The organism is Paracoccus kondratievae (assembly GCF_009301415.1).
GTDB lineage: Bacteria > Pseudomonadota > Alphaproteobacteria > Rhodobacterales > Rhodobacteraceae > Paracoccus > Paracoccus kondratievae.
On the sequence record NZ_CP045073.1, the window covers coordinates 26255 to 39059 of the forward strand.

Annotated in this window: 11 protein-coding genes; 7 read left to right on the forward strand and 4 right to left on the reverse strand. The window is 61.9% G+C overall.

What is annotated here, in order from left to right; genetic code table 11:
- Positions 1 to 59 precede the first annotated feature (59 nt).
- From F8A10_RS11380 to F8A10_RS11405, 6 genes are all read left to right on the forward strand, one after another.
- A complete protein-coding gene (locus F8A10_RS11380) occupies positions 60 to 1664 on the forward strand; it encodes a peptide ABC transporter substrate-binding protein (protein ID WP_152367383.1) in 1605 nt (534 codons plus the stop codon).
- Positions 1665 to 1730: 66 nt separating this feature from the next.
- Positions 1731 to 2648, forward strand: a complete 918-nt coding sequence (gene oppB, locus F8A10_RS11385; RefSeq protein WP_010398359.1) for an oligopeptide ABC transporter permease OppB — start codon at positions 1731 to 1733, stop codon at positions 2646 to 2648.
- A 3-nt stretch (positions 2649 to 2651) separates the two neighbouring features.
- Positions 2652 to 3575 (forward strand): ABC transporter permease subunit, encoded by a 924-nt coding sequence (locus F8A10_RS11390; protein WP_010398362.1) that lies wholly within the window; start codon positions 2652 to 2654, stop codon positions 3573 to 3575.
- A 1-nt stretch (position 3576) separates the two neighbouring features.
- Complete coding sequence (locus tag F8A10_RS11395; RefSeq protein ID WP_152367384.1) at positions 3577 to 4581, forward strand: oligopeptide/dipeptide ABC transporter ATP-binding protein; 1005 nt, start codon at positions 3577 to 3579, stop codon at positions 4579 to 4581.
- Positions 4578 to 5591: an oligopeptide/dipeptide ABC transporter ATP-binding protein gene (locus F8A10_RS11400; protein WP_152367385.1), complete on the forward strand. Its 1014-nt coding sequence runs from the start codon at positions 4578 to 4580 to the stop codon at positions 5589 to 5591. Before F8A10_RS11395 ends, F8A10_RS11400 begins: the two co-directional genes overlap by 4 nt.
- A gap of 56 nt (positions 5592 to 5647) precedes the next feature.
- Entirely contained in the window at positions 5648 to 6133 is a 486-nt protein-coding gene (locus F8A10_RS11405; RefSeq protein WP_085501417.1) for a HugZ family pyridoxamine 5'-phosphate oxidase, read from the forward strand.
- A 38-nt stretch (positions 6134 to 6171) separates the two neighbouring features.
- Here F8A10_RS11405 and F8A10_RS11410 read toward each other — a convergent pair whose 3' ends face one another.
- Both F8A10_RS11410 and F8A10_RS11415 read right to left on the reverse strand, forming a co-directional pair.
- A complete protein-coding gene (locus F8A10_RS11410; RefSeq protein WP_152367386.1) occupies positions 6172 to 8466 on the reverse strand; it encodes a glycosyl hydrolase family 28-related protein in 2295 nt (764 codons plus the stop codon).
- A gap of 138 nt (positions 8467 to 8604) precedes the next feature.
- Positions 8605 to 10197, reverse strand: a complete 1593-nt coding sequence (locus F8A10_RS11415) for a lysine--tRNA ligase (RefSeq protein WP_152367387.1) — start codon at positions 10195 to 10197, stop codon at positions 8605 to 8607.
- A gap of 89 nt (positions 10198 to 10286) precedes the next feature.
- On the opposite strand from F8A10_RS11415, the gene F8A10_RS11420 reads away from it, so the two are divergent.
- Complete coding sequence (locus F8A10_RS11420; RefSeq protein WP_010398374.1) at positions 10287 to 10709, forward strand: tellurite resistance TerB family protein; 423 nt, start codon at positions 10287 to 10289, stop codon at positions 10707 to 10709.
- Between the two features lie 33 nt (positions 10710 to 10742).
- On the opposite strand, the gene F8A10_RS11425 is transcribed toward F8A10_RS11420, so the two are convergent.
- Entirely contained in the window at positions 10743 to 12200 is a 1458-nt protein-coding gene (locus F8A10_RS11425) for a D-alanyl-D-alanine carboxypeptidase/D-alanyl-D-alanine-endopeptidase (protein WP_152367388.1), read from the reverse strand.
- The gene (locus F8A10_RS11430; protein WP_010398379.1) at positions 12200 to 12802 is read right to left on the reverse strand and encodes a nicotinate-nucleotide adenylyltransferase; all 603 of its coding nucleotides are present in this window, start codon (positions 12800 to 12802) and stop codon (positions 12200 to 12202) included. Before F8A10_RS11430 ends, F8A10_RS11425 begins: the two co-directional genes overlap by 1 nt.
- Between the last annotated feature and the right edge of the window lie 3 nt (positions 12803 to 12805).

Below are 12805 nucleotides of genomic sequence, written 5' to 3' on the forward strand. Positions count from 1 at the left end.
CTAATCATCACGGCCGAGCCGGCAAGCAGCCGCGCCGCAAGATATCAGAGAGGTGCCCTATGACCCGTCTGTTCCTCACTACCGCACTGGTTGCAGGGCTTGCCCTGCCCGCTTTTGCCGTCCAGCCCGCCGAAGGTGAAAAGCTGGCCGAGAATCAGAGCTATACCTTCTGGCTGCTGGACGCGATCAAGACGACCGACCCGCAGAAGAACACCGATGTCGAAGGTTCGGATGTCCTGCGTCAGCTGTTCGAGGGGCTGATGAACGAGGACGGCCATGGCGCCCCTGTACCCGGTGTGGCGACGGGTTTTGATCTGTCCGAGGACAAGCTGACCTATACGTTCCACCTGCGCCCCGAGGCGAAATGGTCAAACGGCGATCCGGTCACGGCGCATGATTTCGTCTATGCCTGGCGGCGGCTGGCCGATCCGGCGACCGCAGCGGAATACGCGTGGTACATGGAGCTGATGAACGTCGAAAATGCCACCGCCATCGTCAAGGGCGAGAAAAAGCCCGACGAACTGGGCGTCAAGGCCGCCGATGACCACACGCTTGAGGTGCGGCTGACCACCCCCACCCCCTATTTTCCGAAAATGGTCACGCATCCCTCGACCTTCCCGGTCAACCAGAAGGTGGTCGAGGCCGGGGGCGACAACTGGACGCAGCCGGGCAAGCTGGTCGGCAACGGCGCTTTCGTGCTGAAAAGCCATGACCTCGGCGTGCAGATCAGCATGGACAAGAACCCCGAATACTGGGACGCCGCCAATGTCGTCATGGAGCATATCAAGGGCCTGACGGTGAATGACAACAACGTAGCACTGACCCGCTATCAGGCGGGTGAGCTGGACCGGGTGCAGATCCCTGCCGGTCAGTATCCCCGGCTTAAGGAACAGTTCCCCGATCAGGCGACCTCGATCCCGTTTTCCTGCACCTACGGCTATCTGATGAATGTGGGCGAGAAAGGCCCCGAGGCGCTCAAGGACGCGCGGGTGCGCAAGGCGCTGAGTTATGCCATGCAGCGTGATGTGGTGGTGAACCAGATCCTGCAGGGCGGCCAGAAGCCCGCCTATAACTGGACCCATTGGGCGATCGAAGGCTTTCAGATGCCGCAGATTGATTACGCCTCGTGGTCGCAGGCCGAGCGGCTGGAAAAGGCCAAGGCGCTGCTTGCCGAGGCGGGCTATGGGCCGGACAAGCCGCTAAAGCTGACACTGCAGTACAACACCGACGAAAGCCACAAGAGGATCGCCGTTGCCGCCCAGCAGTTCTATAAACCGCTTGGCATCGAGCTGACGCTGAACAACGTCGAATGGAAGGTACATACCGACCGGATGCAATCGGGCGATTTCCAGATGGCCCGCTATGCGTGGTGCGCCGATTTCAACGAGGCCTCGACCTTCCTCGACTTTTTCCGTTCGACCGGGATGAACTACGGCGGCTATTCGAACCCCGAGTTCGACAAGGTGATGGATCAGTCCAAGACCTCTGAGGACCCCAACCAGCAATATACCGCGGCCGAGCAGATCCTGGCCGAGGACATGCCGCTGGTCCCGATCTATCACTATGCCAAGGTCGACATGATCCGCGATGACATCAAGGGCCTGCCGACCATGAACGTGATGAACAACTGGTACGCCAGGAACATCTATCGCATCCAGAAATAAGCCATGGAGGCGACCGCCCGCACCCGGCCCTGATCCTGTCCGGCACCTGAATTCGGGAACCTGCACATGTTTGGCTTTATCTTGCGGCGGCTCGCGGTCGCCATCCCGACGCTGCTTTTGCTGATCGTCGTTTCGTTCCTGCTGATGTATGCCGCGCCAGGCGGTCCCTTCACGCAGGAACGCGCCCTGCCGCCGCAAGTGCTGGCCAACCTGAATGCCAAATACGGGCTTGATCAGCCGCTGTGGCGGCAGATCGTGGGCTATGTCTGGGGCATTGTCGCACATTTCGACTTCGGCCCCAGCTTTGTCTATCCCGACCGTTCGGTGAACCAGATCATCGCCGCTGGTTTTCCGGTGACGCTGACCTATGGCGGCATCGCCTTTGCCGTTGCGGTGGCGGTGGGCATCAGCCTTGGCGTGGCGGCGGCGATCCGGCAGAACTCCTGGCTTGATCACCTTGCGGTCGGTATCTCGATCGGCGCGCAGGTGTTGCCGAACTTCGTCATGGCGCCTTTGCTGGTGCTGGTCTTTACGCTGTGGCTTGGCTGGCTGCCGGGCGGAGGCTGGGGCGGTCCCACCTATTGGATCATGCCGGTCGTGGCGCTGTCGACCAGCTTCATGGCCTCTATTGCCCGTATCACCCGCAGTTCGATGCTGGAGGTACTGGGTTCAAACCATATCCGCACCGCGCGTGCCAAGGGCCTGCCCGAACGCGCGGTGATCCTGCGCCATGCGCTCCGCCCCGCGTTGTTGCCGGTCATCAGCTATCTTGGCCCGGCCTTTGTCACCATGATCACCGGTTCGGTGGTGATCGACATGTATTTCTCGACCGGAGGCATCGGCCGCAGCTTTGTCGATTCGGCGCTGAACCGCGACTATGCGGTGATGATGGGAATCACCATTCTTGTCGGTGCGCTGACCATTTTCTTCAGCCTCGTGGTCGATGTGCTTTACGCCTGGATCGACCCCAAGATCCGGTATTGAGCCATGATTGACAGCCAGAAAATGCAGTCACTGGCCACGCGCCTGGCCCAGCCCGAGGTCAAGGGCCGCAGCCCATGGGCTGACGCGCGCCGCCGCTTTCGCCGCAACAAGGCCGCCATGGTCAGCCTGCTGGTGCTGATCCTTGTCGGGCTGTTTGCCCTGTTTGGTAATCATATCGCCGCATGGTCGAACGAAGAGATGGACTTTTCGATCATGGGTCAGGCTGCGCAGCTTGGCGCGCCCAGCCTTGAAAACGGGCATTGGTTCGGCACTGACGATCTGGGCCGCGACCTGTTTGCCCGCACGGTGCAGGGCACGCAGATCAGCCTGATGGTCGGTCTGATCGGTGCGGGGATCGCCGTTCTTGTGGGCACGCTTTATGGCGCGACCGCGGGCTATCTTGGCGGCCGTATCGACGCGGTGATGATGCGTACGGTCGATGTGCTGATGTCCATTCCCTATATGTTCGTGCTGATCCTGCTGCTGGTGATCTTTGGCCGGTCGATGCTGATGCTGTTTCTGGGCATCGGGCTGATCTCATGGCTCGACATGTCGCGGATCGTGCGCGGCCAGACCCTGAGCCTGAAGAACCGAGAGTTCATCGAGGCCGCCCGCGCGACCGGAGTTCCTGCCTGGCGCATCATCCTGCGCCATATCGTGCCGAACCTGATGGGCGTGGTGGCGGTCTATGCGACGCTGCTGGTGCCGCTGATGATCCTGACCGAAAGCTTTATCAGTTTCCTTGGCCTTGGCGTGCAAGAGCCACTGACCTCCTGGGGCGCGCTGATTTCCGAGGGGGCGGGGACGATGAATTACGGCACGCTCTGGCAGCTTGTTTTTCCGCTGTTCTTCTTTTGCGTCACGCTATTTGCCTTTTTCTTTGTCGGGGATGGCTTGCGCGACGCTCTGGACCCGAAGGATCGCTGACATGGCATTGCTGGAAATCCGTGATCTGAAGGTGCGCTTTTCGACCGTCGAGGGCGAGGTTGCCGCCGTCAACGGCATCGACCTTGATCTTGAGCGCGGCGAGGTGCTGGGCATCGTCGGCGAATCCGGCTCGGGCAAATCGCAGCTGGCCTTTTCGGTGATGGGGCTGCTGGCGCGAAACGGGCGTGCCTCGGGTTCTGTGCGGTTCGAAGGGGCCGAGATCCTGAACGCTCCGCCAAAGGTGCTGAACAGCATTCGCGCCCGCCGCATTGCCATGGTGTTTCAGGACCCGATGACAAGCCTGAACCCCTATATGCGTGTCTCGGACCAGATGGCCGAGGTGCTGATGCTGCATAAGGGCATGGGCAAGCGCGAGGCAGTTGCCGAGGCTGCGCGGATGCTGGACGCGGTCCGCATCCCTGACGCGCAAGGCCGCATCAGGCTTTATCCGCATGAGTTCTCGGGCGGGATGCGGCAGCGGGTGATGATCGCGATGGCGCTGCTTTGCCGCCCCGATCTGCTGATCGCGGATGAGCCGACGACGGCGCTGGATGTGACCGTTCAGGCGCAGATCATGGAGCTTTTGGCCGAACTGCGCCGCGAATTCGGCATGGCGATGATCCTGATCACCCATGACCTTGGCGTCGTTGCGGGCGCTTGCGAACGGGTGATGGTCATGTATGGCGGCCGGGTGATGGAGCGAGCGGCGGTCGCGCCGCTATTTGCCGACCCTGCCCATCCCTATACCCGGGGGCTGCTTGCCGCCATCCCGCGCGTTGATCAGCAGGGTGAACAGCTTGCCGCCATCCCCGGCAGCCCGCCGAACATGACCAACCCGCCGCCCGGCTGTCCCTTTGCGCCGCGCTGCGCCTATGTCATGCCAGCCTGCGAGGCCATGCCACCGCTTGAGGCTTTCGCCCCCGGTCGCGAGCGCGCCTGCCACGCAAACCTGGCCGTGCTGCGCAGTACCCCGCATTCCGATCTGTTGCAGGAGGCCAAGCTGTGACCGACCAGCCCTTGCTAGAGGCGCGCGATCTGCGCGTCACGTTCCAGCTTCCCGGACAAGGGGCCCTGCCCTGGGCCAAGCCGCGCCTGCTTCATGCGGTCGGGGGTGTCGATTTCACCCTGATGCCGGGCGAGACTTTGGGGGTTGTCGGCGAATCCGGTTCGGGCAAGTCCACGCTGGCGCGGGCGCTGATCGGTCTTGCCCCGGCAGATGGACAGGCGATCTGGCAGGATGGCACCAATCTGATCGGCCTGTCTCCGCGTCGGATGATGCGCTATCGCAGCCAGATCCAGATGGTATTTCAGGACCCGTTGGCCAGCCTTAACCCGCGCATGACCGTAGGCCAGATCATCGCCGAACCTTTGACCACCCATCACAAGGGCCTTGGCCGTGACGAGGTCCGCCGCCGGGTCAAAGACATGATGGATCGGGTCGGCCTGTTGCCGAACCAGATCAACCGCTATCCGCATGAATTCAGCGGCGGTCAATGTCAGCGCATCGGCATTGCCCGGGCGTTGATCGTGCAGCCGAAACTGGTGATCTGCGATGAACCGGTCTCGGCATTGGATGTCTCGATTCAGGCGCAGGTCATCAACCTGCTGGCCGAGTTGCAGCGCGATCTGGGGCTGGCGCTGATCTTTATCGCGCATGATCTGTCGGTGGTGAAACATATCAGCGACCGGGTTCTGGTGATGTATCTGGGCCGGGTGATGGAGCTTGCCGGCGCAGACCAGCTATATGCCGATCCCCAGCACCCCTATACGCAGGCGCTGTTGTCAGCCGTGCCGATCCCCGACCCGGAGCTTGAGCGGGACAAGCGTATCATCCCGCTTAGCGGAGAGCTGCCCTCGCCCATGAACCCGCCCTCGGGCTGCGTATTCCGCACCCGGTGTCCGCGCGCGCAGGAGCGTTGTGCCCTGGATCGCCCTGATCTTACGGGTGGTGCACATCTGACCGCCTGCCATTATCCCGGCGCGCTTAGTCCCGAAGAGCTGACGGTGAGCATCTGACAAATACAGTCGGAATCAGGTTGCTGCCGGGGTGGCGCCTGGCGCAACATGCCGCCATGAAAAAGGATCCGATTCGCGAAACCACCGATGAGGCCCGCGACCTTGCCCGGCAATTGCTGGCGCAGGCGCGGCATGCCAGCCTTGGTACGATTGACCCTGAAACGGGAGTGCCGCTTGTTACCCGCATCGCCTTGCAGACCGATGCCGATGGTGCGCCGCTTGCGCTTTTGTCCGGGCTTGCGGCGCATACGCGGGCGCTGGCTGCGGATCCGCGTGCCGGTCTGTTGATCGTGGCCGATGTCGCCAAGGGTGATGCCATGACCCACGCGCGACTGTCGATCCTTGGCCGCGCCGTTCCCGCCCCTGCGGATACAGAGCGTCGTGCGCGCTGGCTTACCCGTGACCCCAAGGCCAAGGTCTATTTCGACCTACCAGACTTTCGCTTCTGGCGGATCGAGCCGGTCTCGGGTCTGCTGAATGGCGGGTTTGGTCAGGCTTTCCGCCTGCTGCCATCAGACATGCTGAACCCCCCGGCAGAGTGATCCGCCGGGGAAAGTACGGTGGTCGCGCAGGGTGACGGTCAGTCCGGGTTGTCCATGCGCAGACGCAGGCTGACCGATCCACGGGCCGCTGTGCTCCAATGCAACGCCACCTGCCGGCGGGTCGATCCCAGTGCGGACTGCACCCATGGCATTTCGAAAACAGGCTTGTTCGCGGCATTGGTGATCTGGCTGGTCGCCACGACCGACTGAACGTTGCGCACCCATCCGTTAAAGGGCAACGCCGTATCCACCGTAATCACCCAACGGTTTGAAGCCGTCCCTTGGGTAAAGGCGACATCGACCGGGTTCGCAACATAGGTGTTCACGCCGTTGAACATGTTACCCTGAAACTGGATGTTGCGCATGCGCTGATAGTTAAGGTCGGCGAAACTGGTATCGACGCTGTCGATACGGTTGACCTTATTGTACAGCGACTTGAACACATTGCCCATCACGGCAAGGCCGTGGATGAAATGCCCCGCACCATAAGGTTTGACGACCAGCCAGTTAAAACCCTCGGTCGTGTTCGAGGCAAGAAAGGTGTTGCCGGTTATGGTCAGGCCGCCGAATGAATATTCATCCCCCTCAAACTTCGGACTGGGGTCGTGCTCATTCGTCCACTCGATCGAGCAGTTGTCGATATAGTTGCCGGTCACCGTGGTCTGCGCGTTGGTCTGCGTTAGCACCAGCCCGCCAAAACGCAGGCCGTTCTGGGCGTTGTCACCCTGAAACCAATGGTTGCCCTCGATGATATGGCCGCCCCCGTTCATCACCGCAAAATGCGCAAAGCGAATAAAGCGGCTGTGACGGATCTTGGTGTCGTTGTTGTTGACGTTCAGTGCAATGGTCGAACGGTTCTGCGCCAGATCGCCCATTTCGTTTGACAGAAACTCACAGCGGTCAACCAGCATACCTTGACAGGATGACCCGATCGAGGTGATGCCGCGATCCTTGGGCCGGGTGAAATAGCAGTCGCGGAAACAGTTCAGCGAACCACTTTTTGCTAGCATGACGCCGCTTGCATTTCCGTCGAGCAGGAATTCGATATCGTCGAAATTCAGTCGGCTGAGATGCTCCATATCCGAAAAGTCGAGCGCATAGCGGTAGCGCACAAAGGTATAGTTGCGCGTCCCCGCCCCGCCATAAAGCGGCTGTGAAAGGGTCAGCGTGCCTGCGGCCACGTTCTTGTCCAGCACATAGACCTCGCGCCCGACACCGCTCCCGATGATGCGAGAGCCGATCTCGATATTCGCGACATTGGCGACGGCAGTCAGGTTCAGCGACCGGGCCGGGTTAAAGGTCGCGGTTGAAGTCACCGTCCGGCTGTCCCATGCCGGGCCGGGCACGATGCTGATCTGCCCGTTCGAGATCACCCGGCGGTTGGAAAAGCTGGTCAGGCCCGGCGCGGCATCGGCCATGGTGATCGGCGCGGTCAGGTTCACGTTACGGCCGCACAGATCCAGCACAGAATGGTCAGTATAGCCGAACAGCGCCTGTAGCGCGCGCCTCAGCCCCTCGGTTTCATCGCCGAAAGCCGCTGCATAGGTCGGATAGTCAAAGCTGCGCAGCAATGCCAGACGCGCGCTGCGCGGCATACGCAGGGTGCCGACGAAACGGGTGGGAGAGGTCAGGCTAAGATCCGAGCCGATAAAATAGCTCCCTTCGGGCACGAGGACCTGCCTTCCTGCGGCGGCCTGATCGGCTGCAAGGAACGCGGCGCGGTCGTTCGTCTTGCCATCGCCCACGGCGCCGAAATCGCGCACATCGACCCAGTCAAGCATACCCGGCACAAAAGCGGCAGTGACATCCTCGATCAAGATGCTTTCAATACGGATCGAGCCGTTATTGTCGCCGATCAGGTCCAGACCAAAATGGCCAAAAGTGGCGTTGCGCCCCCAGGGCATGTCCACGCCCTCGCGTTGGCCGGTGCCGACGATGGCTGCGATCTCGACGACCTCGCCATAACCCGGCAGCGTAACAGCCGGGCCGGTCTGAGACACGCCGCCGACATTGTTTCCCGCGGCATTGCCGGCAAAGCCCGCAATACGCACCTGCGGCAGGTTCCCCGCGATTGCCTTGACCCGGGCCGAGATGCGCAAATAGCTGCCCGGATTGATCGGGGTGCGTTTCATGTAGCGGATGCGGGTTTCGGTGTCTTGCTTAAGGATCTCAAGACAACTGCCGAAATCTTCGTCAGCAGGGACGATGGCGGCGTTTGCGGCCCCCGCCCAGGTCGGCGATCCCGGCCGGCCATCGGTCCGGGACCACAGATTCAACCCCTGCCGAAATGCGCGCGGCATCAGCGACTGGTTTCCGATGATCGCAAAGGTCATGCCAATTCTCTCCTGTTCCAGAACTTGCGAGGCGTTTGCCCGCGCGGTCTGGCTGGAATTTGGCAATGCCGCGTTAACCAGTCGTTAACTATGCGCGCGCGGCAACAGGGCCGCGCGCAACATCAATGTCTGGCTGAATCAGGCGGCCGGACCGTCCGTCAGCTCTCCGGCCAGGGCGCGCTCGATCAGCGCGCGGGTTTCATTGACGCCGTAAAGCGCAATAAAACCGCCGAAACGTGGCCCCTGATCGGCACCCAGCAGGACCTGATAAAGCGCCTGGAACCAGTCCCGCATCGGCTCGAACCCATGCTCGCGGCCGATGGCAAAGACCATGGTTTGCAACGCTTCGGCATCAACGGGCTGATCCCAGCTTGCCAGTCGGCCGGCCAGATCCTCAAGCGCGCGACGCTCGACTTCGGTCGGCGCCCGGTAAACACGGGCCGGCGCGACAAAGTCGTTAAAATAGCGAACTGCGAATTCGGCAGCCTGGTCCAGCGCCGGATGCGTCTCGGGGCTGGCCTCGGGCGCATAGCGGCGGATAAAGCCCCAAAGCCCGTGCTTGTCCTTTGCCCCCGCGACCGAGGCCAGGTTCAGCAGCATCTGGAACGGCACGACCATGCTCGATTCAGGCACATTGCCGCCATGGATGTGCCAGACCGGGTTGGCCAGCTGCTGATCCAGCGTTTGATCGGGATAGGCCCGCAGCTGCTGATGATATTCGTCCACCGCCTTGGGGATCACGTCGAAATACATCCGCTTTGCCGTCTTGGGCTTCTGATACATGAAGTAGGACAGGCTTTCGGTCGCCGCATAGGTCAGCCATTCGTCGATCGACAGGCCGTTCCCTTTGGATTTGCTGATCTTTTGCCCGTGCTGGTCAAGGAACAGCTCATAGGTGAAATGCTCTGGCTTACGCCCGCCCAGGATCTCGCAAATGCTGTCGTAGATCGGTGTGTTGGTCGAGTGGTCTTTGCCATACATCTCGAAATCGACGTCAAGCGCGGCCCAGCGGGCACCGAAGTCCGGCTTCCACTGCAATTTCACATGACCGCCGGTGATGGGCAGCGTCAGTTCGTCGCCATCCTCGTCGTCAAAGGTGATGGTGCCGCCCTTGGCATCGACATGCTTGATCGGCACATACAGCACCCGACCCGATTTGGGGCTGATCGGCAGGAAGCAGGAATAGGTTTGCTGGCGCTCTTCGCGCAGCGAGGCAAGCATGACCTCCATGATCGCGTCGTATTTCTCGGCCGCTTTCAGCAGGGTCGCATCGAACTGCCCCGATTTGTAAAACCCGGTGGCGCTGATGAACTCATACTCAAAGCCGAAAGTGTCAAGAAACCGGCGCAGCATGGCGTTGTTATGGGCGCCAAAGCTGTCGTATTCGCCAAAGGGATCGGGCACCGAGGTCAGCGGCTTTTGCAGGTGCTGGCGCAGCATGTCGGTGTTCGGCACGTTGTCGGGCACTTTGCGCATGCCGTCCATGTCGTCCGAAAAGCAGAAAAGCCGTGTCGGAATATCCGAGATGATCTCAAAGGCGCGACGGATCATCGTCGTGCGCGCCACCTCGCCAAAGGTGCCGATATGGGGCAAACCCGAGGGGCCATAGCCGGTCTGGAACAGCACGTAACCCTTTTCGGGATCCTTCTTTTCATAGCGTTTCAGCACGCGGCGGGCCTCTTCAAAGGGCCAGGCCTTGGATTTCATCGCGGCATCACGCAGGGCGGTCATCGGGAGTTCTCCATTTCACAGGCTTTTCCCCGTATTGAAATGAGGCGGATTGGTCAATAATTACGCCCGCAAACCGACGGAGAGAAGTGATGCCTGACACTCTGCCCTCTTTCTCGCCCTGCGACGCGCTGGTTGCGGTCATGGTGGCAGTCTCGGCCTCGGATCAGAACCCCCGCACGGCTGAGCTGGTCGCCATTGAGCGCGCGGTGAACCACACCCCTGTCTTTGCCGATTACGACATCGACCGGGTCCGGGCCGTATCCCAGACTGTCGTGACACTGTTCGAAGAAGAGGACGGGCTTGACGCCCTTTTCGGCCTCGTTCGTCAGGCGCTGCCGGAAAAGATGTTCGACACCGCCTATGTGCTGGCCTGCGACGTGGCTGCCTCGGACGGCCGTCTGGGCGAGATCGAAGCCGAGATGCTGGCCGAGATCCGGGACCAGTTCGACATCGACCGCCTGCACGCCGCGGCAATTGAGCTTGCCGCCCGCGCCCGCCACAGGGTTCTTTGATATCAGCGTCTTATATCTTATTTTTAATCCTGTTTAGAGATTGACCCCCTCGGGCGTCGCGGCGATTGGGGCCGAGGCGGCGAATTCAGCCAGCCAATCCTCGATCAGCGCCTGCTGCAGCGCCTTTGAGCGTTTTGTCCAGCCCTGCACGCCCTCGGGCAGTTCTTGCCCCTCGGTCGCGGCGCGACGCGGCTCGTCTCCGGTCAGGATGGCAAAGGCCAGTGCCCGCCCCTCTGCCGCCTGTGCATAGCCAGCAAGGTTCGAGACAAAGTTCAGTGTCCCGGTCTTGGCCTCGACACGGATGTCGCTTTCCTTGCGTTTGCCCTGCGCATCCCGCAGCGGGATCAGCTTCATCAGCCGGCGCAGGTTGCGCGACTGGCCCGGCCCGGCCATCAGCGCGGCAAGCATGCGGGCATTGACCCGGTTTAGGGGCGACAGGCCCGAATGGTCGTGAAAGGCAAACTCGCTGTTGATCCCCTGACCGCGTAGCCAGTCCGCCATAGCATGGGCCGAACTTGGCGCATCGCCTGCGCGGCTCGCAGCAAGGCCAATCACCTCGGCTGTCAGGTTGGTGGAATATTCCAGCATATCCTGCACGATCTGATGCAGAGGAGGGCTTTCGTGACGGGCGATCTCAACCCCTTCGGGCAGGATCTCGATCACCTCGGGATTAGGCAAAGCCAGCCCCCGCGCGCGGCAAAGCGTCTGGAACACGTCCCCGGCATAAAGCTCGGGGCGGCGAACCGGCAGCCAGCGGCTGCCCGAGCGGCCCAGGCTGCGCCGCGCGATAGTCCAGCTCTCCAGCTTGTCGGCGTCATAGGTAAACAGCGGCAGGGATCGGTCGACCGCTGTGATTGCAGTGGTATAGGCGCGGGGCGACAGTTTGCGGCCCCGTGCCTCAAGCGACAGCCGATAGCCCTTTTCACCGCGCCGCCAGTCCAGATGAACGCGGTTAAAGTTCAGGATTATCCCGGAAATCGACGGATTATAGGGCAGATGGACATCCTGCGCCGGGTCCAGCCGCTCGATACGTGGCAGCGCCCCGCCCCAGACAGCAAAGGTGGTCGGCGGCGTGCGCCCCGCTGCCTTTTCATCAGCCACCGCAGCAGCAGCAAGTTCATCCAGTGCATCGGTATCAAGCACCGGATCTCCGCCACCTGCGAGGATCAGCGTATTTCCGGCGCGGATCACGCGGGTTGGGAAACGGTGCCCCTCGCCCAGCCGGTCAAGGGCATAAAGCGCCGTCACCGCCTTCAGCGTGCTTGCCGGGGCCATGGGCTGATCTGCCTGACGTTCAGCCAAGACCTGCCCCGAGATGGGGTCGATCACCGCAAAGGCCACCACCCCGCCCAGCTTGGCCTCGGTGATCAGCTTTTCAGGCCCAAGGTGCGAGGGCCGGGGAGCAGGCGGCTGTTGCGCCACAGCCATGCGGGGCGTCAGGGCCAACAGCCCGAGGCCTGCCATGAAGCCACGCCGCGACAATCGGTTCATCAGTTTCCTTTCGGCCGCCGCGCCCGAATGGCGCTGGAGCTCAGCTTGTTCAGCGGCAGGTTTATCATCACCCATGCCGGAGTCCCAGAGCGTGCCAGCTGCCGCGCACGCAACCCGGGCAGACGTGCGCGCCACATCAGGCGCGCCGCACGGGAAAAGCGGGCGGGCATCCTCCAGCCCGGCCGGGCTACAACGCCAATGGGCACGCGCGCGGCGATCTCTTGCCAGCGGTCCCAGCGGTCGAATTGCACCAGATTGTCAGCACCCATCAGCCAGACAAAGCGTACGCCGGGATAAAGCCGCTGCAGCGCCGCGATGGTGTCGGCGGTCATGCGGGTACCAAGCTGTGCCTCGATCCCGGTGATTTCGACACGCGGGTGCTGCATGATCCTCCTCGCGCCAGCGATCCGCTCGGCCAGAGGTGCGGGGCCATGCGCCTTAAGCGGATTGCCCGGACTGACCAGCCACCAGATCCGGTCGAGACCAAAGCGCCGCAGCGCCTCTTCGGTGATGTGGACGTGACCCTCATGTGCGGGATCAAAGGACCCGCCCAGCAGCCCGACCGTCATGCCGGGCCGGGCGACGGGAAGACCTGCGCGCATCGT